We start from the raw sequence: 22,681 nt of genomic DNA, 5'->3' as shown, positions 1-22,681 counted from the left end.
CCCTCAGGACCGCCGGATCACGGTGACGTCCAGCTCGATCACCACCATGTCGCCGATCAGGAAACCGCCCCGGCTGACGCCCCAGTCATTGCGGTTGACGAGCGCGTTGCCCTTGAAGCCGACCCGGAGGCCGCCTCGCGGGTCGTGCTCGGCGCCGGTCAGCTCGAAGCCCACGGTGGCCGGCTCGGTCACGCCGTGGACCGTCAGGTCACCGGTGACCTTGAAGCCGGTCCGGCCGACCTGCTCCACCCCGGTCGAGACGAAGGTGATCGTCGGATGGTTGTCGATGTCCAGGAAGTCGGCACTGCGCAGATGGTCGTCGCACCGCTGCTTGCCGGTCCGGACGCTGCCCGCCCGGATCACGAGCCGGACAGCGGACATCGCCGGGTCGTCGCCGTCCAGGTGCGCGTCGCCCTCGAACTCGTCGAACCGTCCGCGCACCTTGCTGACCAGCGCGGCCCGGGCGACGAAGCCGATCCGGGTGCGGGCGCTGTCGAGGACGTAGTCGCCGGTCAGCTCGCTGAGCGTGGTTGTGGTGGTCATGGTGGTCACTCCTCCGACATCTGACTCGGCGATACGACGAGACAGCCCCGCAGAATGTGAGGCGAGGGATGTGAGGCGAAGGAAGTGAGGCGGCATGTGATGGGAGGGACGCCGGACATCACATCTCGGTGCGCTGTCTCGTCGTACCGGTGAGGGAAGAAGTGACCGAGGGAGTCAGCAGCACCATGACCACCACACCGCCGCCGGCCGCACTGGGCGCGATCATGAGCGAGCGCCGTCAGCTGATCAACGTCGCCTACCGGCTGCTCGGCTCCCTGGCCGACGCCGAGGACGTCGTGCAGGAGACGTACGCCCGCTGGTACGCCATGACCCCACGGCAGCAGGAGGCCATCGAGTCCCCCGGCGCCTGGCTGACCAGGGTCGCGAGCCGTGTCTGCCTGGATCTGCTCCGTTCGGCGCGGGCCCGGCGGGAGAGCTATGTGGGCGAGTGGATCCCCGAGCCGCTGCCCGACCGTACGGAGTGGATCGACGGGGGTCGGGACGCCGGCTCGGCGGACCCGGCGGACCGGGTCACCCTCGACGAGTCGGTCAACATGGCGTTCCTCGTCGTGCTCGAGTCGATGACCCCGGCCGAGCGCGTGTCGTTCGTTCTGCACGACGTCTTCCGCTACTCGTTCGCCGAGGTGGCCGAGATCGTCGGCCGAACGCCCGCGGCCTGCCGTCAGCTGGCCTCCTCGGCCCGCCGCCGCATCCGCGCGTCCAAGCCGGCCGCGAGCACGACTCCGGCGGCCCGGCGCGCCGATGTCGTCAGGGAGTTCAAGCAGGCCTGGGAGGCCAAGGACCTCGACGCCCTGATCCGCCTCCTCGACCCCGAGGCCACGGCGGTCGGCGACGGAGGCGGTCTGGTCGGCGCGGCACTCCACCCGGTGGCGGGGGCCGAGCGGATCGCGCGCTACTTCGTCGACCTCGCCGAGCGGGCACCCGGCGTGGAGATCCTGGAGCGCACGGTCAACGCCCAGCCCGGCCTGGTGGTACGACAGGACGGCATCACCGTGACGGTGCTGGCGTTCGAGGTCACCGGCGACCGGATCAAGCAGGTCTGGGGCGTACGGAACCCGGAGAAGCTCCGCCCCTGGACTACGGCCTGACCCCCGCACCGCACACGAAAGCCCCGCCGGAGGCAGCACCTCCGGCGGGGCTCTCGCTCAGGGACCTGTTACTTCCCGTAGTACGCGTTGTAGATCGAGACCGTCGACTTGTTGCCCTTCTTGTCGGCGACCTTGGCGTGGAAGGAGATGGCCTTCCCCTTCGCCGGGTTCTTCACGGTGATCTTGCCGTTCTTGACGTCGACCTTCTTCCAGCTCTGCCCGTAGTCGTACGACACGTACACGTGCAGCGACTTGAGGTTGCTGCCCGCGGCCGGGCCCACGACGGTGACCGGGAACGTCACCTTCTTGTCGGCCTCGACCCGGCTGTCCAGACCCGTCTTGGCGTTGAAGCGGACCGTGGACGCGGGGAGCATGACCCGCTCGGACGGCTTCTTGGAGCGGAAGGTCCAGCTCGCGTCGATCCGCGTGGACGCGGCCGCGACCTTGACGCTCCGCTTGACCGAGGTCGTCAGCTTGTACTCGGCGTCACCGGCCGGGACCTTGAACGTCTCGCTGCCGAACAGCGGGTCCTGGTTGGTGCCGATCTTGGTGCCGTTGCGGTACAGGCTGGTGGTGACCGAGGTGAAGTCGGACGAGCCCGCGTGCTTGCTGCCGTCGGCGAACAGCGGCAGGAAGCCGTAGATCTCGTTGCCCTCGCGGATCAGGCCGTAGTCCTTGTTGATGTGGGGCCCGAAGACCGCGGTGTTGAAGGTCTTCGCGTAGCTCTGGCCGCCCTTGAAGGTCTGCGGGTCACCCAGGACGTAGTACGCGTCGACGATCGGGAGGCCGTCCGCGTCCTTGCCGGCGTACTGCTCGAAGTCGAAGGTCCACTTGATCTTGTCGGACGTCGACAGGTACACCGTCCGCGAACCGGGCAGCTTCTGCTCGATCGGCGTGCTGAGCACGGTCTCCTGGGGGAACATGCCGACCGGGAGCAGCGCACCCGTCTTGTTCGCGGCCGGGGCACCGAGGCTGTTCTTCACCTTGGCGAGCTCATCCGCCCTGAAGTGGCGGACCTTGTTGCCCTGGATCTTCTTGACCTTGGCGGTGGTGGCGACGTCGTACTCGGTGCCGGCGCCCTTGGTCCACTGGCCGTTCCAGGTCTGGGTCAGACCGCTCGCGATCTCCGGACCGAGGTGCGCCATCCGCAGGTTGGCGAAGGAGTCGACGCCGACGCCGACGCCGATGGCCGCCGCTTCGTAGGAGTAGTTGCTGGCGGCGAAGACCGGCTTGGCCTGCGCGTCCGGCACGGTGATGTCGGCGCTCTTGGCCGTCCGGGCGTCGATGGTCACCGAGGTGTTCTTGGTGACGCTCAGCTTCGGCTGGACCAGCCAGTCGAGGCCGCCCTCCAGGTTCACCCAGTCCTTGGCGATCCAGGCGTCCAGCAGATACGTGCCCTTGGGCAGCCGCATCTTGGTGCTGCCGGACTCGGCGAGCGGCACCTGGTAGATGCGGTCCGTCGCCAGGCCCGAGTAGCCGAACAGGGCGGTGTTGTAGTCGGGGGACGGCTTGCCGTCCTTGCCGATGTGCTTGACGGTGACGTCGTACGACTCCACCTCACGCTGCACCGCGGCGGCCGTACGGACGCTCTGCCCGCCGCCCGTCGCCGTCACATAGGCGGAGTAGGCGCCGTCGACGGTGCCGCCCAGCTTGGTGTTGACGGTCATGTCGACGGAGGCCTTGCCGCCCGCCGGGACCGTCACCTTCGTCGCGCCGAGCTTGAAGAAGCCCGCGGGAGCCGGCTGGCCCTTGGGGTTGGTGGCCGTGGCGGAGAGCGTCAGCTCGACGTCCTTCGTACCGAGGTTGCGGTACGTCAGTTCCTTGGTGACCGGCGTGTCGTCGGTGTGCGGCCAGGCCTGCGTGCCGAAGCTCACCGACACCGGGTCGGCGATCACGGTCTGCTTGATGGCCTTGTCGACCTGGATCCGGCCCGAACCCTGCTCGAAGGGCGTGTACTTGCCGCCCTTGGTGGAACCGGTCAGCGCGCCCTTGAGCTCGGCGTACGTCCAGTCCGGGTGCTGCTGCTTGAGGATCGCCGCCGCACCCGCGACATGCGGGGTCGCCATGGACGTACCGTCGATGGTCAGGTAGCCGGGCGGGTTCTCGCCGACCTCCTGCTCGATGAGGCTGCCCTTGGCGGACGCGGCCGTGATCTCCACGCCGGGCGCGGTCACGTCCGGCTTGATGGCGCCGTCGCCGAGCCGCGGGCCGGTGCTGGACCAGGGGGCGAGGGCGTCCTTGTCGTCGACGGCGCCGACGGTGAGCGCGGCCTCGGCGCTGCCCGGCGAACCGACCGTCTCCGGTCCGGAGTTGCCCGCCGCGATGGCGAACAGGATGCCCTTCTCGGCGGACAGCTTGTTGACCGCCGCCTCCAGCGGGTCGATCTCGGGCGTGTCCATGCCGCCGAGGCTGAGGTTGACGACCTGGGCGCCCTGCTCGGCGGCCCACTCCATGCCGGCGAGGATGCCGGAGTCGTCACCGGAGCCGGTGTCGTCGAGGACCTTGCCGTTGAGGATGTCGGCGCCGGGCGCCACACCCTTGTACTTGCCGCCGGACTTGGCGCCGGTGCCCGCCGCGATGGACGCGACGTGCGTGCCGTGACCGACCTTGTCCTCCGCGGTGGCGGCCGGCGTGAAGTTCTTGGCCGCGATCACCTGGTCCTTGAGGTCCGGGTGGGTCGCGTCGACGCCGGTGTCCAGGACGGCGATCTTGACGCCCCTGCCGTCGTAGCCGGCCTCCCACGCCTTGGGGGCGCCGATCTGCGCGACCGACTTGTCGAGGCTGGCCTCGCGGACGCCGTCGAGCCAGATGTGCGCGATGCCGGAGGCGGCCTTGTCCCCGTTGGTGAGCGCGTCCCACAGTTCGGGCGTGTCCTGGTGCGGGGTCTGCACCGCGTCCGCGTTCAGGGACTTCAGGGTCCGGCGCAGCCGGCCGGCGTCCCGGACGTCCGCCTTGGCGTCGGCGGCGGCACCCTTGTAGCCGACGATGACCTTCAGGCCCTTGGCCTGGGAGGCACGGGTGGCGGACCTGGACAGCTCGGTGATGTCGAACAGCCGCTGGTCGAGCTTGCCGGTGGCGACCAGGCGGACCGCGTCGGCCGGGATGACGAGCGTGCGCCCGTCGACCTTGCGTATCTGTACGGGTATGTGCTCGCGCCCCTTCGCCCGCTCCAGGCCGACCACGCGGCCCTTGGAGTCGACGGAGACCCGGTCACCCGTGATCAGGGTGATGCGGTGGGGGGACGCGAAGGAAGCGGCGGCGTCGGACGCGCGCTGCTCCGGTTCGGCCGACGCCGGGCTGGTCATGCCCGCGGCGAGGGCGACGGCGGCCGCCGTGGCGACAGAGGCCGCGCATGCTCTTTTGAGTTGTCTGCGCAAGTTTCCCCCTTGCAGAAGTTCCGGGCGAATTCCCCGTTCACCCGGCCGGGGGAGATCCCGTACGCATGCACGTCACCCCCCGGAATACGCAGTATGCCGAGGGGTGATCAGGCTCCTCAATAGTTGAGAAGGAGATAAGAAGAACGCCTGCCGGCTGTTACGCGACGGCGTGAACTCCGTTACAGAATCGTCGAGTTACGCCCCGGCGTTCTCCTTGACACTGATCCGTCCCTTGCGGATGGTGGCCAGCCGCGGGGCCTTCCTCGCGATCGCCGAGTCGTGGGTGACCATGATGAAGGTCAACCCGAGTTCCTTCCACATGCGTTCGAGTACGTCCATGATCTCGTCGCGCATCGACTCGTCGAGGTTTCCGGTGGGTTCGTCGGCGAGCAGCACCTTCGGTTTCTTGACCAGGGCGCGGGCGATGGCGACGCGCTGCTGCTGGCCACCGGACATCTCCGACGGAAGGTGCCCGAGCCGCTCGCCGAGCCCGACCGACTTCAGTGCCTCGGCGGCCCGTTCGCGCCGTTCCTTGGTCTTGACGCCGAGGGGGACGAGGGCGGTCTCGACGTTCTCGTGGGCGGTGAGGGTGGGGATGAGGTTGAACGACTGGAACACGAACCCGATGTTCTCGCTGCGGACCTTTGTCAGCCGGGTCTCGGAGAGCTTGGCCAGGTCGGTGCCGTCGAGAACGACCTCACCTTCGGTGGGCCGGTCCAGGCCGCCGAGCATCTGCAGGAGGGTCGACTTGCCGCCGCCGGTGGGGCCCTGGATGACGAGACGGTCCCCGTCGGCGATGGTGAGGTCGACGCCGTCGAGGGCGTGGACGGTGTCCTTGCCTCGGGTGTAGCGCTTGGTGACGTTTCTGAGTTCGTACATGGTGGTTGCTCCTGGGAGAGGTTTTTGGGGTGGTGCGAATCGCTTTTGGCTGCTGGTTCGTGGGGGCCGGTCGCGCAGTTCCCCGCGCCCCTAGGGGCGTTGCAGCGGCACCCTGCCAGCGCGGGCGAGCGACACCCACCCCCGCCCCAGCCACAGCCGGCGTCGGCTACTCGACGCGCCGCAGCGCATCCGCCGGACGGAGCCGAGACGCCCGCCAGCCACCGAACGCACCGGCGATCAGCCCACCCGTCACCGCCAGCCCAACCGCCAGCGCAACCGTCGTAAGGCTGACCGGCGCCGTCAGCGCGACGTCCAGCGTCGTGCTCGAAACCTGCCGCCCGGGACCGCCGCCGAAGCCACCGCCCCCCGGACCGCCGCCCATACCGCCGCCACCGGTGCCACCACCCAACTGCGCCTGCAACGTCGGGCTGATCGCCGTCACGACGTAAGCCCCCGCGACCCCGATCGCGATCCCCAGCGCCCCGCCGAGCAGCCCGTTCACGACCGCCTCACCGACCACCTGCCGGGTCACCCGCCCGGACTTCCAGCCCAGCGCCTTGAGCGTGCCGAACTCCCGCACCCGCCGCGACACCGCCGAAGAGGTCAGCAGACCGGCCACCAGGAACGCCGCCACGAGCACGGCGATCGACAGCCACTTGCCCACGCTCGTCGCCAGCGACGACGCCGTGGACAGCGACCCCGACACCGTGTCCGCGAGATCCGCGGAGGTGGTCACCGTCGTACCCGAGATGTTCTTCTGGATGGCCGACTTGACGGAGTCGATCTGCTGGGAGTCGGTCGCCTTGACGTAGATCGTGGTGACCTTGTCCTTCGCGTCGGCGAGCGTCTGCGCCTGCTTCAGCGGGATGTAGAGGTTGGCGGCCGCGTCCCCGCTGTCGGGCGTGGCGATACCGATGACCTCGAACTCGGTGCCCTTGACGGTGACGGTCGAGCCGACCTTGAGCTTCTTCTCCTTGGCGTACGAGGTGTCGGCGACGACGACCTTGGCGTTCGTCTCGGTCGTCTTGAAGGTACGCCCGCTGGTGATCTTCGACGACGTCAGCGGACCGAGCGCCGGCTTGGTGACGTCGGTGCCGTAGACGGAGTAGTTGTTGACGTCGAAGTCGGCGCCGCCGCCGCGCACCTCGCCCTGCGGCTGCCCGCTGCCGCCACCGCCCTGCTGCCCAGGGCCCCCGCCCTGCTGTCCCCCGCTGTTCTGGTCCTGCTGGAACTGGCCCCGCGTGAACTGCCCGCTGACCTTGATGACCTGCAGGCTCAGCCCGCCCACGGCGTCCGAGACCCCGTCCTGCGAGCCGACCTCGGTCACCGTCGAGCCGGCCAGCGTCTGGAAGCCCTGGACCATGACGCGGTCGCTGCTCTGCTCCTCGTCGGAGCCGTTGTCCTGGGCGTCGAACTGGAAGCGCGGCCGCTCGGAGCTGTTCGCGGTCGGTTCGGCGGCCTTGGTGACGGTCATGTCCGTGCCCAGGCCGTACAGGGACTGCAGGACCTTGTCCTGGGCCTTGCTCATGCCGGAGGACACGGAGTTGACCACGATGACCAGCGCGATGCCCAGCGCGAGTCCGGAGGCGACGACGAGGGCCGCCTTTCTGCGGCGGCGCAGCTCGCGCCTCAGGTAGGTGAAGAACATGCGCCGCAAGCTAGGGACGGCGCGTGATGACTGGATAAGGCCGAAATAAGAGGAGCATGAGAAGGCTGGGACCGGCCCCGGAGACACCGATGCCGCCCCTGGGGGCGGCATCGGTCAGCTGTGGGAGAGCTGTGGGTCGGCTACGCGCACGGACCGGTCAGACGGCCGAACCGGCCTTCCACTGCGCCCAGTCCATGTTCCAGCCGTTGAGGCCGTTGTCCGGCGCGATCGTCTTGTCGCCGGTGTTCTCGACGACCACGACGTCACCGACGATCGAGTTGTTGTAGAACCAGTAGCCCGCGGTGCCCTTGTCGTTGGCGCCCTTGGTGTCGTTCAGGCCCACGCATCCGTGACTGGTGTTCACGTTGCCGAAGATGGAGTCGCTGCCCCAGTAGTTGCCGTGGATGAAGGTGCCGGAGGTGGACAGGCGGATGGCGTGCGGCACGTCCTTGATGTCGTACTCGCCCTTGCCGTCGTCGTCCGTGAAGCCCACGGTCGCGCCGTTCATGCGCGTCTCCTTGAACTTCTCGGACATCACCATGATGCCTTCGTAGGTCTTGTTCTCCGGCGAGCCGGCCGAGATCGGGATGGTCTTGATCGTCTTGCCGTCCTGCGTGACCCGCATCTGCTTGGTCTTCGCGTCGACGTACGAGATCTGGTTGCGGCCGATCTTGAAGGTGACCGTCTTCTCCTGGACGCCGTAGACACCGTCGGCGCCCTCGACGCCGTCCAGCGCCATCTTCAGGGTGACGGTCGAGCCCTCCTGCCAGTACTCGTCGGGCCGGCAGTCCATGCGCTGGTCGTTGAACCAGTGGCAGGCGACTTCCTGGCCGCTGGTCGTGGAGACGGTGATGCCCTTCTGGACGTCCGCCTTGTTGCTGATCGCCTTGTCGAAGTTGATCGACACCGGCATACCGACACCGACCGTGGAGCCGTCCTCCGGCGTGAAGTAGCCGAGGAAGCTGTTGTCCGGGGAGACGGTGGTGAAGGAGGCGTTCTCGTGGGCCTCCAGGCCCTTGGAGTCCTTCGCGGTGACCGCGACCTTGTAGGTCGTGGAGCGCTCGAGCTGGGCGCTGGGCTTCCAGCTGGTCTTGTCGGCGGATATCTCGCCCTCGACGGCCGCGCCCTCGGCGGTCGTCATCGTCACCTGGGTGAGCGTGCCCTTGCTCACGGTGACGGCGGCGGAGTTGTTGATGGAGGCGTTGTCGGTGCCGTCCTCGGGCGTGATCTTGATCTGGGCCTCGGAGGTCTTCTTGGCGGCCGCCTCGTCGACCTTGGCCTGGGAGGTGTCGCCGTCGCCGCTTCCGGAGGCGTTGTCGTCGCCGCCGGAGCAGGCGGAGAGCACCAGGACACCGCCGAGCAGTGCGGACGCGACCGCGAGGCCCTTGCGCCGCTTACTGTTCGTCATCACACGCTTCTCCATAGTTCCCGAATCCCAAAAACCCCGAGAGTCCCCGTCAAGAATCTTCAACGCTACGACCGGTTCATCCCGTTCCACATACCGGGTATGTGTGGGGCGCACCACGTCTCAAAGCCGTGACGAATGGTGCGGGTGTCGGCCAGTGCGCACCATGAGACGACGAAACCCCGGACGGCGGTTGCCGTCCGGGGTCACGGTTTCCCCAAGACGTCTCAGCCGACCCTGTTCGGCGCTTCGTCGTCGAAGTCCTCGGCGACATCATCGTCGTCGAAGTCCCACTCGGGCGAATCCGGATCGTGCTCGATGCGTTCGCTGGACCAGGAGGCCTGCGCGAGCTCGATCCCCGGCACCTCGCTGACCAGGTCGAATGGATCAACGAGATAGGCGAGAGCCTCCGCGGTGTCTTCCGTCACACTCCCCTCGGCATGGGCCCGTTCGTCGGCCGGCATGGTGCTGTCGCCGGCGATGCGCCGCAGCGCGGCCTTGGTCAGGGCGTCCTCGTCGTCCACTTCCAGGACGACTTCAACGCGAAGCCGGACAAACCGTGATGTTTCTGGATTGCTCATGCCCGGAGCGTACGGCTCATTTCCCCCGTGACTTTCCCGTGACCCGCGACTTTCACTAACATCGCCCCACACGGCCAATTCGCCAGCACCACAAGGGGATCGATATTCCGTGTCCGCCGCTCACCGATCGTCGTCCACCGCACGCCGATCGCTGCTGACCGCCACCGCCGCGGGGGCCCTGCTGGGCGCCCTGTGGTTCGTGCCCTCCGCGAACGCGACGGGCGACGAGCCGGCGAGAACGGAGCCTTCGGCGGCCCCCTCGGCGCAGACCACCCAGCAGGCGCGGGCCGTGTCCGAGAGCTCCGAGGACACCACCGCCGACGGCACCCGGCTCGCCGACACCGGAAGCTTCGACACCACGCCGTACATCGTCGGCGGGACCGTCTGCCTGGCTCTGGGCGCGGGCTTCGTCGCCTATTCGGTACGGCGGGAACGTCTCGGGTTCTGAAATTACTTGACGCTCTGTTCATCCGGGCTTCATAGTCCGCGCATGAAGAGATCATCGGGCGTGCGTGCAGCCGCCACGGTTGTCGTGAGCGCGCTGTCGCTCGCCCTTGTCACGGGTTGCGGCGGGGAGTCCGGCGGTTCTGACGCGAAGGCGCTCAGCTCCGCGGAGTTGAAGAAGGCCCTCATCGCCGAGGGCGATGTCGACGGGTACAAGGTCTCGACGGCCGAGGCCATGAAGATCGAGACCCCCAGCACCCTGGACGAGAAGTGCAAGCCGATCGTCCAGGTCATCACCGGCGACGCCCCGGCCGACGCGGCCGCCGAGGCGAAGACGATGGCCACGCAGGAGAAGAAGCCCACGGACACCGCCTCCAAGTCCATCGAGGACTTGTCCGAAGGGGAGTTCGAGGACGCGTTCAACGAGTCGTTGAGCGTCGACGTCACCGTCGTGGGGCTCTCGTCCTACGACGGCGACGGCGCCGAGAAGGCGTTCAAGTCCGTCTCCGACGCGGTGAAGAACTGCGCGGGCGGCTTCACCGCCGGGGAGAAGAGCGACGGGGGCAAGTTCACCAAGGTCGCCGCCGAGAAGGGCTCGGGCGCCGGTGACGAGTCGGTGGCGTTCGCCCTGACCTCGGACCTGGAGGACGGGGAGACCGGTCAGGCCCACGCCGAGGTCGTCCGCCACGGGAACACCGTCGCGACGTACTACACGATGAACATCGGCGCGCTGATGACCGGCAAGGACTACACGGTCCCGGCCGCGGTGGTCGACGCCCAGGGCGCCAAGCTGAAGTAACGGACCGCCAGGGCCCTGCCCGCCGTACGACGCGAACCGCTCGTACGGCGGGCAGGGCCCCTTCCATGTCACCGAAGCGGCACGGGTGTCACTGGAGCGGCCCGGTGACCTTCTCCGCCGCCGCCACCAACTCCCCGCCGCGCACGAACGCGTCGGCCGCGGCGAGGTCGGGGGCCAGGAACCGGTCGGGGCCGGGGCCCTGTACTCCGGCGGACCGTACGGCGTCGATGACCGCCTGGGAGGCCGGTGCCGGGGCGAGTCCCTCACGCAGTTCGATGGCGCGGGTGGCGGCGTACAGCTCGACGGCGAGCACCCGGGTGAGGTTGTCGACGGCCGTACGGAGCTTGCGCGCCGCCGACCAGCCCATGGAGACGTGGTCCTCCTGCATGGCGGAGGACGGAATCGAGTCGGCGGACGCGGGCACGGCCAGCCGCTTCATCTCGCTCACCAGGGCGGCCTGGGTGTACTGGGCGATCATCAGCCCGGAGTCGACCCCGGCGTCGTCGGCGAGGAACGGCGGCAGCCCGTGGCTGCGGTTCTTGTCGAGCAGCCGGTCGGTGCGGCGCTCGGCGATGGAGGCGAGGTCGGCGGCGGCGATGGCGAGGAAGTCGAGCACATACGCCACGGGCGCCCCATGGAAGTTGCCGTTGGACTCGACGCGCCCGTCGGGCAGTACGACGGGATTGTCGACGGCCGAGGCGAGCTCCCGCTCGGCGACGAGCCGCGCGTGCGCCATGGTGTCCCGACCGGCGCCGGCGACCTGCGGGGCGCAGCGCACCGAGTAGGCGTCCTGGACGCGGGGCGCGTCGTCCTGGTGGTGCCCGGTCAGCCCCGAACCCTTCAGCACGGCCAGCATGTTGGCGGCCGAGGCACCCTGCCCCGGGTGCGGCCGGATGGCGTGCAGCTCGGGCGCGAGGACCTTGTCCGTCCCGAGCAGGGCCTCGAGGCTGAGGGCGGCGGTGACGTCGGCGGACTTGTAGAGCATGTCGAGGTCGGCGAGGGCCATGATCAGCATGCCGAGCATGCCGTCGGTGCCGTTGAGGAGGGCGAGGCCCTCCTTCTCGCGCAGTTCGACGGGGACGATGCCGTGCGCGGCGAGCAGCTCACCGGCGGGCCGCACGACCCCGTCGGGCCCCTCGGCGTCGCCCTCGCCCATGAGAGTGAGGGCGCAGTGCGAGAGCGGAGCGAGGTCACCGGAGCAGCCGAGGGAGCCGTACTCGTGGACGACCGGGGTGATACCGGCGTTGAGCAGGTCGGCCATGGTCTGCGCGACCTCCGGCCGCACGCCCGTGTGCCCCGAGCAGACCGTCTTGAGGCGCAGGAACATCAGGGCCCGTACGACCTCCCGCTCCACGCGCGGCCCCATCCCGGCGGCGTGCGAGCGGACGATGTTGCGCTGCAGCTGTGCCCGCAGCTCCTGGCTGATGTGCCGGGTCGCCAGGGCGCCGAACCCGGTGGAGACGCCGTACACGGGGTCGGGCTTGGCCGCCAGCGCGTCCACGATCTCGCGAGCCGCGCCCAGTGCCGCGACAGCCTCCACCGACAACTCGACCCGCGCCCCGCCCCGCGCCACGGCGAGAACGTCGGACGCGGTGACCCCGGAGGTCCCCACCACCACAGTGTGCATATCCATATTCAGGAGCGTACGCAGTGAAGACGAAGATGTCACTAGTGGGTGGGGGGTACACCCCTTACCGCGCCGGACAGGGCCGGCCGGGGCGGGGAGAGCCATGGCTCGCTCCGGGCGCCGGGCGCGTCACGGCACGCGCCCCCGGAACCTCCGCCGCTCGACGACCCCCTCCTCCCCGGACGGCTCCGCGTCGGCGAGCCGCACCACCGGATCGTCCGGCCCCTCCCGCCCCGCGACCACGGCCCGGTCCGCCCGCACCGCCTTCGCCTGGTACTGCGCCGCGTCCGCCAGCCGGAACAGCCGCCGGGCGGACCGAACGGGCCCGACGGCGTCGTCCGTCGACGCCACCCCGCACGCGACGCCCTCACCGAGCTCCAACTCGGCGGCCCGCCGGCACAGTTCGTCGGCGGCCTTCACCACCTCGTCGACCGGCGACCCCACGGCCAGCAGGCAGAACTCGTCACCGCCGAGCCGCGCGGCGAGCGCACCGGGCAGCATCGCCCCGCACAGCGACAACACCGACCCGAACCGCTCCAGCAGCCGGTCCCCGACGGCGTGCCCCCGTGTGTCGTTGACCCGCTTGAGCCCGTTGAGGTCACACACGACGAGGCTGACGACGACCCCGTGAGCACGGTGCCGCTCGATGGCCTCCTCCAACCGCACATCCACCGCACGCCGATTGGCGAGCCCGGTCAGCGCGTCGGTGAACGCCAGCCGCCGCGCCTCCTCCAGCCGCTCGCTCTGCGCGATCCCGGCGGCCACGACGGACGCCAGCACGGTCGCGAAGTCGGCGTCCCCCCGGTCGAAGACGGGCGCCCCGACGGAACGGGCGACATACAGCTCCCCCCAGGCCCGACCGTTCAGCACGATCGGCGCGACGACACAGCATCCTCGCCCACGACGCCGCAGAGCGGCGACCCGCTGATGGCAGTACCCGGGGTGCTCCGTGGCCGGCCCGTCGGCCGTCTCCACCCAGGCGTTGGGCTCACCACCGGACGCCCACCGCTCGTGCAGGAACTCGGTGATCTCCGGAAACTGATGCACCGGATAGGCCTCGTCCCCCGGAAACTCCTCCTCCCCCTGCGCCCGGTCCCCCACGTTCACGAGCACTCGCAGCCGCCCGAGCTCCCGCTCCCACACCGACAGCGCGGCAAAGCTCCCGGCCAACGCCCGACACGCCCCGAGCGCCGCCGCCCGCCAGGACTCACGCGGGGTGTGCGCCGCCGCCATCCCCTGCGCCAGCGCCACCACGGCCGCGAGCCGTCTGTCCTCACCCATCACTCCAGGCTAGGACGTTCAGGGCGAACTAGGACATTGATACGGCGCTGGAGTGACGGTCACGCCTGTGGGTTCGGCGCACCGAGGCACACCTACTCCCCCGGCCACTGCGGCTTCCGCTTCTCGTTGAACGCCGCCACCCCCTCCGCCCGGTCCCCCGAGAACGCCACCGCCCGCCACGCCGCGTCCTCGACCTCCAGCCCGGCCCGCAGATCCAGCCCGTGCCCCAGCCGCAACGCCCGCTTGGCCGCCCGCAGCCCCACCGGGGAGTTCGCCGCGATCCGGGCGCCCAGCGCCAGCGCCTCCTCCCGGTCCCGCCCCTCGTCCACCAGCTCGTCCACCAACCCCAGCTGCCGGGCCTCGACGGCCTCGACCCGGCGCGCCGTGAAGATCAGCTCCGCCGCCCGGGCCGCCCCCACCCGCCGCGGCAGCAACTGCGTCCCGCCGCCGCCGGGAATGACCCCGACCGAGACCTCCGGCAGCCCCACCACGGCCGTACGGTCGGCCACGATCACATCGCAGGCCAACGCCAGCTCGAAGCCACCGCCCAGCGCGAAGCCGTGCACCGCCGCGATCGTCGGCACCGGCAACTCCAGCACCCCGGTGTACGCCCCCCGCGCCACCGGCCGCTGCCGCACCAACTCCGCGTCACTGAAGGAATTCCGCTCCTTCAGGTCCGCCCCGACACAGAACGCCCGCTCATGCGTCGAGGTCAGCACCACCGCCCGTACGTCACGGTCCGCACCCAGCGCGGCACACGCCCCCGCGATCGACCGGGCCATCTCCGTCGAGACGGCGTTCATGGCCTTGGGCCGGTCGAGGGCGAGTTCCGCGACATGCCCGACACCCCCGTCGCCGTGCCGCCGCACCAGCACGAACTCCCCGTACCGCTCCTCGCTCATGACACCCTCCGGTTAACGCGGGTTAACAACACTCGCCCCGATCATCGCAGCCGCACCCCGCCGGGGAAAGGCCCACCACGAGCGGTTCCGAGTCCAGGCCCGACACCCCGTTCGAGTGACATGCCGCCCAAGTCCCGCCGCACCCTCACGGACAGCGCATAACGTGCGCGACACCACGGCGCATTGGGGGCGCGGGCGCATGGGGAGGGGTCGCGATGGGTGTTACGGCGAACGGGGCGAGGGCGAGCGCTGCGGGGAACGGAGCGGGGGCTGACGCTACGGCGATCGGGGCAGGGGCGAACGCTGGGGCGATCGGGGCGAATGCGAGCGGTGCGACGCCTCGTACCGCAGCCACGGAGCCGTCACCGGAAACCGGGGCGAGCGAGCCGTACGCCTCCACCGCCCGCCTCTTCGGCCCGCGCGGCCGCCACCGCCGCCCCCGCCCCCGCAAGGCCCTCCTCGCGGCCGGCGGACTCGCCCTGGCGGCCGGCGCCCTGAGCCTCGTACGCCTGACCCCCGACTCCGACGTCACCGGCCTCGGCACGCCGGAGACCGACCCCGCCTCGGACCCGATCACCGCCCCGGAGCACGCCGACAACGCCGCCGCCACGGTCCCGACGACAGCCCCGCAGCCGAGCCCGTCGGCGACCCACGCCATGGGCGGCCAGGGCGCGACACCGACGACGGCCACGATCGTCGTACCGACCACGAACACCAGGGCGACGCCGCCGGACACGACAACGGCCGGCACCGGCACCCCGACACCCCGCCGACCAGCTCCGACGAGCCAGGCACCCCGACCGGCCCCGACCCCGTCCCGGACTCCGACCCCACCAGCGGGCCGGCCCACCCCGAACCCCCCGGCCCCACAGCCGACTCAGCCCGACGACAACCCCGTCTGCGTCCCGGTCATCGGCCTGTGTGTGGATCCCTTGAGAAGCGACGACTGACAAGCTCCCGCACCGCAACGCCCGCTCGACTCAACGGCGCTCACTCGCCCCCGTCGGACGCCCTCCGCGTCAACAGCCACGGCTCGACCACGCCAAGTCCCCGCACCGGCCGCTGCCACATCGGCTGCAACGCGAACCGATACACCGGCGGCTCCTCGCCTTCCTTCTCGGCGGCAGCAGCCGCTTCCGCCGCCTCCGCCTCCGACACCGGCGCTTCACCCGTTCGGACGAGCTCCTCCGCGAACGCGCTGTCGACGAGAACGGCATCACGCGGAGCTATCGACGTCAGCCGGGAGGCAAGGTTCACGGTCGTACCGAAGACATCGCCCATTCGAGTGGTCACCGTGCCGAACGCGATGCCGACGCGCAGCTCGGGCATCGTCTCGTCGTTGGCCATCGTCTCGATGAGGCGAAGGGCGATCTCCGCGGCGACCCCGGCGTCGTCGGCCGCGTACAGAACCTCGTCACCGAGGGTCTTGATCAGCCGCCCACCACGCGCGGCGACCAGGTCGGCCGCGGTGGTCTCGAAGGCCTCGACGAGCTCGCCGAGTTCCTCCTCCTCCATACGGCGGGTCAACCGCGTGAAGCCGACCAGGTCGGCGAAGCCCACGGCCAGGCGCCGGTCGACCATCTCCTCGTCGTCGGCGGCCTGGATGACCCGGCCCGCCGAGGCGGCGAGCTGGCGCCGCCAGACGTAGACGAGGAACTCCTGCAGCTCGGGCAGGAGCAGTTCGATGATCGGGTACGTCACCTCGGTCCGCGTCATCCCCGGCTCGGGCGGCTCGGTCAGGCCCTCCAGGAACGAGTCGATCTGCCACTCGGCCAGCCGGGCGGTGGTCTGCCCGGTGGACCGGGCCACCTGCACGGCCATGGCCTCGCTGAGCAGCCCCGCCTCGACGAGACCGGCGAGACGTCTGAGCGCCAGCACGTCGGCCTCGGTCAGCGCCTTGGCCTGCCCGATGTCGGCGAACCCCATGGCCCGCCAGAACCGGGATGCCAGTTCCATGGAGACACCGGCGCTACGGGCCGCCTGAAACGGGGTGTAGCGTCGCTCCGCGCCGAGGATGAGCTGTTCCAGGCGCAGGGCGAGCGGATCCTCGCCGGGGTCGGCGGCGTGGGGGTCCACCCGGCCGTCCGCGCCCGCGCCGGAGCCCGTGTCGTCGACGGTCACGCCTGCTGCCCTTCCGATCTGCCGCGGTCAGTACTCGACCGGCCTTCACTGTACGGCAGGTGTGCGCCAGCTCACTCCGTCAGGTTGAGCCGACGGTTCCCGTGACTGCCTGCTGGTGGGGCACCCGGCAGGGGTGCGGGCCTCTGGGTCGGCAATCCTCACGCCAACCGCAAGTGCACGATGTCCCCCGCCCCCACCGCCTCCCGCGCCCCTTCCTCCGTCACGATCACCAACCGCCCGTCCCCGTCGATCGCCACGGCCTCCCCGACAACCGACCGCTCCCCCGGCAACTCGGCCCGCACGACCCTCCCCAGCGTCGCGCACCCCGCCGCATACGCCTCCTGCAGCCCGCTCACCACCGGATCCCCCAGCGCGGCCCGCCACCGCCCGTACCACTCCTCCAGCGACCGCAGCACCGCCCGCAGCAACGGATCCCGGTCCGTGCTCACCGCCCCGGCCAGCGCCAGCGAACCCGCCTGGGGCACCGGCAGCTCGTCCTCACGCAGCGTGACGTTGATGCCGACCCCGATGACGACCCCGGTGCTCCCGGCCCGCTCCGCGAGGATCCCGCCGGCCTTGCGTTCCTCGCCGCCGACGGTCACCAGCAGGTCGTTCGGCCACTTGAGTGCCGTATCGACGCCCGCCGCCCGCGACAGCCCCGTCGCCACGGCCACCCCCGTGAGCAGCGGCAGCCACCCCCACCGGGCCACCGGCACCGGCACCACGGCCGGATTCAGCAGCACGGAGAAGAACAGCCCCGAGCGGGGCGGAGCCGTCCACTGCCGGTCGAGGCGGCCCTTGCCGGCCGTCTGCTCCTCGGCCACCAGGACCGCGCCCTCCTCCGCCTTGCCCTCGGTGGCCAGGGCCACGAGGTCCGTGTTGGTGGAGCCGGTGCTCCGCACCACGTCCACGTCGCACCACAGCCCGCCCTCCCGTACGAGCCCGCGTCGCAGCGCGGCGGCGTTGAGCGGCGGACGGTCCAGGTCGGACCAGCGGCTGTCGTCTGATGCATCTCGCGGCGTCATGCAAGCCACCCTAGGTGTGGCAAACGCCGCACTGCTGTTTCGTAGGCACCCCACTACGCTACGGATGAGTAACCGTCCCCCCTTTTGAGCAGGCAGGGAGCGCCATCCCGATGTCCGAGCCGGAAGAGCGTCACGAGATCCAAGAGCCCCAAGGGATCGACATCCACACCACCGCGGGCAAGCTCGCGGATCTCCAGCGCCGTATCGAGGAAGCGACGCACGCCGGCTCCGCACGCGCCGTCGAAAAGCAGCACGCCAAGGGCAAGTTGACGGCCCGTGAGCGCATCGAGCTGCTCCTCGACGAGGGGTCGTTCGTCGAGCTCGACGAGTTCGCCCGGCACCGCTCCACCAACTTCGGGCTGGAGAAGAACCGCCCGTACGGGGACGGGGTGGTGACCGGGTACGGCACCGTCGACGGCCGTCCGGTGGCGGTCTTCTCGCAGGACTTCACCGTGTTCGGCGGTGCGCTGGGCGAGGTCTACGGCCAGAAGATCGTCAAGGTCATGGACTTCGCGCTGAAGACCGGCTGTCCGGTCATCGGCATCAACGACTCCGGCGGTGCACGGATCCAGGAGGGCGTGGCCTCCCTGGGTGCCTACGGCGAGATCTTCCGCCGCAACACCCACGCCTCCGGGGTGATCCCGCAGATCAGCCTGGTCGTGGGCCCGTGTGCGGGCGGCGCGGTCTACTCCCCCGCCATCACCGACTTCACGGTCATGGTCGACCAGACCTCGCACATGTTCATCACCGGCCCGGACGTCATCAAGACCGTCACCGGCGAGGACGTCGGCTTCGAGGAGCTGGGCGGGGCCCGTACCCACAACTCGGCCTCCGGCGTGGCCCACCACATGGCCGGCGACGAGAAGGACGCCATCGAGTACGTCAAGCAGCTGCTGTCGTACCTGCCGTCCAACAACCTCTCCGAGCCGCCGGCCTTCCCGGAGGAGGCGGACCTCTCCGTCACCGACGAGGACCGCGAGCTGGACACGATCGTCCCGGACAGCGCGAACCAGCCGTACGACATGCACACGGTGATCGAACACGTTCTGGACGACGCCGAGTTCTTCGAGACGCAGCCGCTGTTCGCGCCGAACATCCTCACCGGGTTCGGGCGGGTGGAGGGCCGTCCCGTCGGCATCGTCGCCAACCAGCCGATGCAGTTCGCCGGCTGCCTCGACATCGACGCGAGTGAGAAGGCCGCGCGGTTCGTACGGACGTGTGACGCCTTCAACGTCCCAGTCATCACCTTCGTCGACGTCCCCGGCTTCCTCCCGGGCGTCGACCAGGAGCACACCGGCATCATCCGGCGCGGCGCCAAGCTGATCTACGCCTACGCCGAGGCGACGGTCCCGCTCATCACGGTCATCACCCGCAAGGCCTTCGGCGGCGCCTACGACGTCATGGGCTCCAAGCACCTGGGTGCCGACCTCAACCTCGCCTGGCCGACCGCCCAGATCGCCGTCATGGGCGCCCAGGGCGCCGTCAACATCCTGCACCGCCGCACCATCGCTGAAGCGGAGGCAAACGGTGAGGACCTGGAGGCGGTGCGCGCCCGGCTGATCCAGGAGTACGAGGACACCCTCCTCAACCCCTACATCGCGGCCGAGCGCGGTTACGTCGACGCGGTGATCATGCCGTCCGACACACGGCTGCACGTCGTACGCGGCCTGCGTCAGCTGCGTACCAAGCGGGAATCCCTGCCCCCGAAGAAGCACGGCAACATCCCCCTCTAGGCCTGCTGGGAGCCGTCATGAACATCAAGGTCCTCCGGGGCAACCCGACACCCGAGGAGCTGGCCGCCGCACTGGCGGTGGTCCGCGCCCGCGCCGCGGCGGCAGGCGCCCTGCCGCCCGGCGCACCGGCCCCGCGCGACTCCTGGGCGGACCCGGCCCGCATCGCGGCACAGCGGGTGCCGCAGCCGGGGCCCACGACGTGGGCGCGGACGTACTGGCCCGCCTAGAGAAGCGTCGACACGACTTCGGCCATGACCTCGTATCCGGCGTCGTTCGGGTGCAGGTGATCGCCGAAGTCGTACGCCGGCCGCAGCCGGTCCGGGTCCGCCGGATCGGCCAGCGCCCGGTCGAGGTCCGCCACCGCGTCGTACTCCCCCGAGCAACGGATCCATTCGTTCAGCTCGTGGCTCACCTTGGCCGCCCGCTCACCCCAGTGGTCCGACCCCCCGAACGGCAGCAGGGTCGCACCGATCACCCGTAGCCCCGCCGCCCTGCCCTGCCGTATCAACTCCCGGTGACCGGCGACGAGTTCGGGCGTCTCGACCACCGGCGCCGGTTTGTACGTCGGCTGCTCGTCCGTCTCGCTGAAGCCGATGTCGTTGAGGCCGAGCAGCACGACGAGCGTGTCCACGCCGGGCCGGTCGAGGACGTCCCGCCGCAACCGCCGGACACCCCGCTCGCCGTACCACGCCGAGTCGTTGAGCAGCAGGTTCCCGCCGATACCGGCGTTGAGCACCGGACGCCCCGTGCGCCCGGCGAGCGCGTCCGACCAGCGCAGGTTCGCACCCGGCGTCGAGCCGAACCCGTCCGTGATCGAGTCGCCGAAGAGGGCGACGGCGTCCGCGCGGCCGGAGTCGACCTCCACGGCCGACAGGAAGTACCAGGACTCGGTGATCTCGTCGAAGCCCTCGCCGCCGGTCTCCGCCGACAGGTCTCCCCCGCCCCGGTAGCCGGTCGTGAAGGCCTGCGCGTGGAAGGTCGCGGGACCGGTCGCGGCGTCGAAGTACAGCGTCACGGTCACCGACTCCCCGGCGGCGACGGCGAGCGGCACGTCATCGCTGACGACCTCCCCGCGCGCCGGCATCGCGGTCTCACCGGCGCCTCCGAAGGTGAGCCGCGTGAGCGACCCCGGCTCCACACCGGCCCCGGCGGCCGTACGCCCCACGCTCCCACCCGCGACCCGCACGGGCGAGGTGCCGTACGCGTTGGAGAGCCGCACCCGCACCCGGCCACCCCCCGCCGACAGCCGTACGACCTGCCGCAGCGACTGGCGCCAGAAGCCCTCGCGGGACCAGTTGGGCGTGAAGCCCTCGCTGGGCAGCTGAGGTGAGGCGATCCAGGAAGCGGTGAACACGATGCGACCTCCAAACGGAACCAACGACCCATTAGCTAATGGAACGCTAGCACCGTTTGGAGAAAAGTTGAGTACGGGTACTCAGGCGCCGCCCCCGATCCCCGACGGACGATGGAAGGCATGCTGTGGTCCGACCCCGAGAACGAGCCGCCCAAGGAACTGCGTGACATGCAGGAGATGTTGCGGCGACTGGGCGTTCTCATGGCGCTGGCCATGGTGCTCACGATGATCGTGCTCGGGCTGTGGTGAATCCGGCCGTGATGAGTCCCGCCGGGCACGCCGATACGCTGACCGCATGACTGATCAGCCCCGCCGCCGGCTAGTCCTCGCCTCCCAGTCCCCCGCCAGGCTCAACCTCCTGCGCCAGGCCGGACTCGACCCCGAGGTCATCGTGAGCGGCGTCGACGAGGACGCCGTCACCGCACCCACCCCCGCCGAGCTCGCGCTGGCGCTGGCCGAGGCGAAGGCCTCCGTCGTGGCGGCGAAGCCCGAGGTCAAGGGCGCGATCGTGATCGGCTGCGACTCGGTCCTCGACCTGGACGGCGAGGCCCTGGGCAAGCCGGCCGACGCCGAGGAGGCCACGGCCCGCTGGAAGTCGATGCGCGGCCGGGCGGGCACACTCCAGACCGGCCACTGCGTCTACGACACCGTCACCGGCCGGTACACCTCCGCCACCGCCTCCACGGTCGTCCGCTTCGGCGAGCCGACCGACGACGAGATCGCCGCGTACGTGGCCTCCGGCGAACCCCTCTACGTCGCCGGGGCCTTCACCCTCGACGGCCGCTCGGCCCCGTTCATCGACGGCATCGACGGCGACCACGGCAATGTGATCGGCATCAGCCTGCCACTGGTCCGCCGGCTGCTGGGCCAACTGGGCATCGGCATCACGGAGTTGTGGGCGCCGGCGGAGAGCTGACCGGGGAGCCCCCGGCCGGGGAGCCGTCGTCGCCCTGATCCCCGTCGGGAACGGCGTCGGCGGGCTCCTCCGGCGCGCCCTGGGCGTCGTACGTCATGAGCAGCAGCACTATCAAGGCGAGTACGACCATCATGAACAGGAACGCCGTCCAGCCCACCAGCCCCCAGACGAACGCGCCCAGCAGCCCGTGCACCACGGCCGCGCTGATCAGCAGGATGCGGCCGAGGCCGGCCGGGGCCCGGTTGCGCACGCCGACGAGCAGGGCGACCAGGCCGCACAGCGCGAAGTAGGCGCCGAAGACCAGACCGCCGACCTTCGACGACACCGACATCACGTCCGGGTCCAGCCCCGCCAGGGACATGTCCTGACCGTCGACGACGTTCCCGAGGAGCCAGTTCAGCCCCGCGATGCCGAGCGCCTCGACGAAGAGCACCAGCGCCAAAACCAACGCCACCGGCCTGCGCACCACCGGCCCCCACCCACCTTCGGCCGCCGCCCGATCGAGGCGCCGGTTACCCCTAGTACGTTCGAGACATCGCGAACGCTACTAACGGGTAAACCCCGGGACAAGGGTTCGGGCGGAGGCAAAGAATCATTGGGCCATTCGTAGGGATTCCACAAAGAAACCAAGTGGCCCGCAGCACGTGATGACAGAGACCTTGACCACAGCGGAGGGCTAGGGTTTTCCGGGAGAGACCTGCGTGCCGAGGCGCGACATGGGATTTCGCAGGTCGAGCGAGCCTGGAATCACGCTCCGTGTGGGCAAGCTCACCACCGGGGACGGGTCGATGTGGCGTGTCGGCAGTCCCTAAACTCGGCTTGTTTCAAGGAGGGAGCCTCAATCGTGCGCAAGGTGCTCATCGCCAACCGTGGCGAAATCGCTGTCCGCGTGGCCCGGGCCTGCCGGGATGCCGGCATCGCGAGCGTGGCCGTCTAC

At 70.1% G+C, this 22,681-nt stretch carries 22 protein-coding genes; 9 read left to right on the top strand and 13 right to left on the bottom strand.

Features of this window, described 5'->3' with window-relative positions; translation table 11 throughout:
• Positions 1 to 3: 3 nt before the first annotated feature.
• Positions 4 to 543 (bottom strand): YceI family protein, encoded by a 540-nt coding sequence (locus ACIBAG_RS23210; protein WP_399107400.1) that lies wholly within the window; start codon positions 541 to 543, stop codon positions 4 to 6.
• A 185-nt stretch (positions 544 to 728) separates the two neighbouring features.
• On the opposite strand from ACIBAG_RS23210, the gene sigJ reads away from it, so the two are divergent.
• The gene (gene sigJ, locus ACIBAG_RS23205; RefSeq protein WP_399107399.1) at positions 729 to 1,652 is read left to right on the top strand and encodes an RNA polymerase sigma factor SigJ; all 924 of its coding nucleotides are present in this window, start codon (positions 729 to 731) and stop codon (positions 1,650 to 1,652) included.
• A gap of 68 nt (positions 1,653 to 1,720) precedes the next feature.
• Here sigJ and ACIBAG_RS23200 read toward each other — a convergent pair whose 3' ends face one another.
• The 5 genes from ACIBAG_RS23200 to ACIBAG_RS23180 form a co-directional block, all read right to left on the bottom strand.
• Positions 1,721 to 5,029 (bottom strand): S8 family peptidase, encoded by a 3,309-nt coding sequence (locus ACIBAG_RS23200; RefSeq protein WP_399107398.1) that lies wholly within the window; start codon positions 5,027 to 5,029, stop codon positions 1,721 to 1,723.
• A gap of 195 nt (positions 5,030 to 5,224) precedes the next feature.
• Positions 5,225 to 5,908 (bottom strand): ABC transporter ATP-binding protein, encoded by a 684-nt coding sequence (locus tag ACIBAG_RS23195; RefSeq protein WP_399107397.1) that lies wholly within the window; start codon positions 5,906 to 5,908, stop codon positions 5,225 to 5,227.
• A 166-nt stretch (positions 5,909 to 6,074) separates the two neighbouring features.
• On the bottom strand, positions 6,075 to 7,556 hold the full coding sequence (locus ACIBAG_RS23190) for an ABC transporter permease (protein WP_399107396.1): 1,482 nt from the start codon (positions 7,554 to 7,556) through the stop codon (positions 6,075 to 6,077).
• 157 nt (positions 7,557 to 7,713) lie between these two features.
• Positions 7,714 to 8,964 (bottom strand): Ig-like domain-containing protein, encoded by a 1,251-nt coding sequence (locus ACIBAG_RS23185; RefSeq protein ID WP_399107395.1) that lies wholly within the window; start codon positions 8,962 to 8,964, stop codon positions 7,714 to 7,716.
• Positions 8,965 to 9,188: 224 nt separating this feature from the next.
• Positions 9,189 to 9,542, bottom strand: a complete 354-nt coding sequence (locus tag ACIBAG_RS23180; RefSeq protein WP_399107394.1) for a hypothetical protein — start codon at positions 9,540 to 9,542, stop codon at positions 9,189 to 9,191.
• A 109-nt stretch (positions 9,543 to 9,651) separates the two neighbouring features.
• Here ACIBAG_RS23180 and ACIBAG_RS23175 point away from each other — a divergent pair, with 109 nt between their 5' ends.
• Both ACIBAG_RS23175 and ACIBAG_RS23170 read left to right on the top strand, forming a co-directional pair.
• Entirely contained in the window at positions 9,652 to 9,990 is a 339-nt protein-coding gene (locus ACIBAG_RS23175; RefSeq protein WP_399107393.1) for an LAETG motif-containing sortase-dependent surface protein, read from the top strand.
• A 42-nt stretch (positions 9,991 to 10,032) separates the two neighbouring features.
• Positions 10,033 to 10,785 carry a hypothetical protein gene (locus ACIBAG_RS23170; protein ID WP_399107392.1) on the top strand — a complete coding sequence of 251 codons (753 nt, stop codon included), beginning with the start codon at positions 10,033 to 10,035 and terminating at the stop codon, positions 10,783 to 10,785.
• Between the two features lie 88 nt (positions 10,786 to 10,873).
• Here the strand turns inward: ACIBAG_RS23170 and hutH are convergent, their stop codons facing one another.
• The 3 genes from hutH to ACIBAG_RS23155 form a co-directional block, all read right to left on the bottom strand.
• The gene (hutH, locus tag ACIBAG_RS23165; protein ID WP_399107726.1) at positions 10,874 to 12,412 is read right to left on the bottom strand and encodes a histidine ammonia-lyase; all 1,539 of its coding nucleotides are present in this window, start codon (positions 12,410 to 12,412) and stop codon (positions 10,874 to 10,876) included.
• 129 nt (positions 12,413 to 12,541) lie between these two features.
• Positions 12,542 to 13,693, bottom strand: coding sequence for a diguanylate cyclase domain-containing protein (locus ACIBAG_RS23160; protein WP_399107391.1), 1,152 nt, complete (start codon positions 13,691 to 13,693; stop codon positions 12,542 to 12,544).
• A gap of 92 nt (positions 13,694 to 13,785) precedes the next feature.
• Positions 13,786 to 14,595: an enoyl-CoA hydratase/isomerase family protein gene (locus ACIBAG_RS23155; RefSeq protein WP_399107390.1), complete on the bottom strand. Its 810-nt coding sequence runs from the start codon at positions 14,593 to 14,595 to the stop codon at positions 13,786 to 13,788.
• Positions 14,596 to 14,810: 215 nt separating this feature from the next.
• Between ACIBAG_RS23155 and ACIBAG_RS23150 the strand changes: the two genes are divergently transcribed.
• A complete protein-coding gene (locus tag ACIBAG_RS23150; protein WP_399107389.1) occupies positions 14,811 to 15,545 on the top strand; it encodes a hypothetical protein in 735 nt (244 codons plus the stop codon).
• Positions 15,546 to 15,585: 40 nt separating this feature from the next.
• On the opposite strand, the gene ACIBAG_RS23145 is transcribed toward ACIBAG_RS23150, so the two are convergent.
• Together ACIBAG_RS23145 and ACIBAG_RS23140 are read right to left on the bottom strand one after the other, a co-directional pair.
• Entirely contained in the window at positions 15,586 to 16,716 is a 1,131-nt protein-coding gene (locus ACIBAG_RS23145; protein ID WP_399107388.1) for an adenylate/guanylate cyclase domain-containing protein, read from the bottom strand.
• A gap of 158 nt (positions 16,717 to 16,874) precedes the next feature.
• On the bottom strand, positions 16,875 to 17,741 hold the full coding sequence (locus ACIBAG_RS23140) for a biotin--[acetyl-CoA-carboxylase] ligase (RefSeq protein WP_399107387.1): 867 nt from the start codon (positions 17,739 to 17,741) through the stop codon (positions 16,875 to 16,877).
• Positions 17,742 to 17,851: 110 nt separating this feature from the next.
• Here ACIBAG_RS23140 and ACIBAG_RS23135 point away from each other — a divergent pair, with 110 nt between their 5' ends.
• Entirely contained in the window at positions 17,852 to 19,474 is a 1,623-nt protein-coding gene (locus tag ACIBAG_RS23135) for an acyl-CoA carboxylase subunit beta (protein ID WP_399107386.1), read from the top strand.
• 17 nt (positions 19,475 to 19,491) lie between these two features.
• Positions 19,492 to 19,701, top strand: coding sequence for an acyl-CoA carboxylase epsilon subunit (locus tag ACIBAG_RS23130; protein WP_399107385.1), 210 nt, complete (start codon positions 19,492 to 19,494; stop codon positions 19,699 to 19,701).
• On the opposite strand, the gene ACIBAG_RS23125 is transcribed toward ACIBAG_RS23130, so the two are convergent.
• Positions 19,698 to 20,828 carry an SGNH/GDSL hydrolase family protein gene (locus ACIBAG_RS23125; protein WP_399107384.1) on the bottom strand — a complete coding sequence of 377 codons (1,131 nt, stop codon included), beginning with the start codon at positions 20,826 to 20,828 and terminating at the stop codon, positions 19,698 to 19,700. The two genes, ACIBAG_RS23130 and ACIBAG_RS23125, sit on opposite strands and share 4 nt — an antisense overlap.
• 120 nt (positions 20,829 to 20,948) lie before the next feature.
• On the opposite strand from ACIBAG_RS23125, the gene mmpB reads away from it, so the two are divergent.
• Together mmpB and ACIBAG_RS23115 are read left to right on the top strand one after the other, a co-directional pair.
• The gene (gene mmpB, locus ACIBAG_RS23120) at positions 20,949 to 21,077 is read left to right on the top strand and encodes a morphogenic membrane protein MmpB (protein ID WP_093905041.1); all 129 of its coding nucleotides are present in this window, start codon (positions 20,949 to 20,951) and stop codon (positions 21,075 to 21,077) included.
• Between the two features lie 46 nt (positions 21,078 to 21,123).
• On the top strand, positions 21,124 to 21,744 hold the full coding sequence (locus ACIBAG_RS23115; protein ID WP_399107383.1) for a Maf family protein: 621 nt from the start codon (positions 21,124 to 21,126) through the stop codon (positions 21,742 to 21,744).
• Here the strand turns inward: ACIBAG_RS23115 and ACIBAG_RS23110 are convergent.
• On the bottom strand, positions 21,713 to 22,213 hold the full coding sequence (locus ACIBAG_RS23110; RefSeq protein WP_399107382.1) for a hypothetical protein: 501 nt from the start codon (positions 22,211 to 22,213) through the stop codon (positions 21,713 to 21,715). The genes ACIBAG_RS23115 and ACIBAG_RS23110 overlap by 32 nt on opposite strands.
• 375 nt (positions 22,214 to 22,588) lie before the next feature.
• Between ACIBAG_RS23110 and ACIBAG_RS23105 the strand changes: the two genes are divergently transcribed.
• Positions 22,589 to 22,681: biotin carboxylase N-terminal domain-containing protein (locus tag ACIBAG_RS23105; protein ID WP_280842533.1), on the top strand; the 93-nt coding region annotated here is incomplete at its 3' end.

Source organism: Streptomyces sp. NPDC051243 (genome assembly GCF_044455405.1).
Lineage (GTDB): Bacteria > Actinomycetota > Actinomycetes > Streptomycetales > Streptomycetaceae > Streptomyces.
The sequence above is the reverse complement of the archived record's forward strand: the minus strand, read 5'-3'. Positions and strand labels throughout refer to the sequence as shown.

Excerpts from the sequence above, each read along its gene's own strand:
- ACIBAG_RS23140 (WP_399107387.1), bottom strand. The coding sequence starts at position 17,741 with ATGACGCCGCGAGATGCATCAGACGACAGCCGCTGGTCCGACCTGGAC.
- mmpB (WP_093905041.1), top strand. The coding sequence starts at position 20,949 with ATGCTGTGGTCCGACCCCGAGAACGAGCCGCCCAAGGAACTGCGTGAC.
- ACIBAG_RS23135 (WP_399107386.1), top strand. The coding sequence starts at position 17,852 with ATGTCCGAGCCGGAAGAGCGTCACGAGATCCAAGAGCCCCAAGGGATC.
- ACIBAG_RS23190 (WP_399107396.1), bottom strand. The coding sequence starts at position 7,556 with ATGTTCTTCACCTACCTGAGGCGCGAGCTGCGCCGCCGCAGAAAGGCG.
- ACIBAG_RS23180 (WP_399107394.1), bottom strand. The coding sequence starts at position 9,542 with ATGAGCAATCCAGAAACATCACGGTTTGTCCGGCTTCGCGTTGAAGTC.
- ACIBAG_RS23210 (WP_399107400.1), bottom strand. The coding sequence starts at position 543 with ATGACCACCACAACCACGCTCAGCGAGCTGACCGGCGACTACGTCCTC.
- sigJ (WP_399107399.1), top strand. The coding sequence starts at position 729 with ATGACCACCACACCGCCGCCGGCCGCACTGGGCGCGATCATGAGCGAG.
- hutH (WP_399107726.1), bottom strand. The coding sequence starts at position 12,412 with ATGCACACTGTGGTGGTGGGGACCTCCGGGGTCACCGCGTCCGACGTT.
- ACIBAG_RS23130 (WP_399107385.1), top strand. The coding sequence starts at position 19,492 with ATGAACATCAAGGTCCTCCGGGGCAACCCGACACCCGAGGAGCTGGCC.
- ACIBAG_RS23155 (WP_399107390.1), bottom strand. The coding sequence starts at position 14,595 with ATGAGCGAGGAGCGGTACGGGGAGTTCGTGCTGGTGCGGCGGCACGGC.
- ACIBAG_RS23170 (WP_399107392.1), top strand. The coding sequence starts at position 10,033 with ATGAAGAGATCATCGGGCGTGCGTGCAGCCGCCACGGTTGTCGTGAGC.
- ACIBAG_RS23115 (WP_399107383.1), top strand. The coding sequence starts at position 21,124 with ATGACTGATCAGCCCCGCCGCCGGCTAGTCCTCGCCTCCCAGTCCCCC.
- ACIBAG_RS23160 (WP_399107391.1), bottom strand. The coding sequence starts at position 13,693 with ATGGGTGAGGACAGACGGCTCGCGGCCGTGGTGGCGCTGGCGCAGGGG.
- ACIBAG_RS23150 (WP_399107389.1), top strand. The coding sequence starts at position 14,811 with ATGGGTGTTACGGCGAACGGGGCGAGGGCGAGCGCTGCGGGGAACGGA.
- ACIBAG_RS23195 (WP_399107397.1), bottom strand. The coding sequence starts at position 5,908 with ATGTACGAACTCAGAAACGTCACCAAGCGCTACACCCGAGGCAAGGAC.
- ACIBAG_RS23185 (WP_399107395.1), bottom strand. The coding sequence starts at position 8,964 with ATGACGAACAGTAAGCGGCGCAAGGGCCTCGCGGTCGCGTCCGCACTG.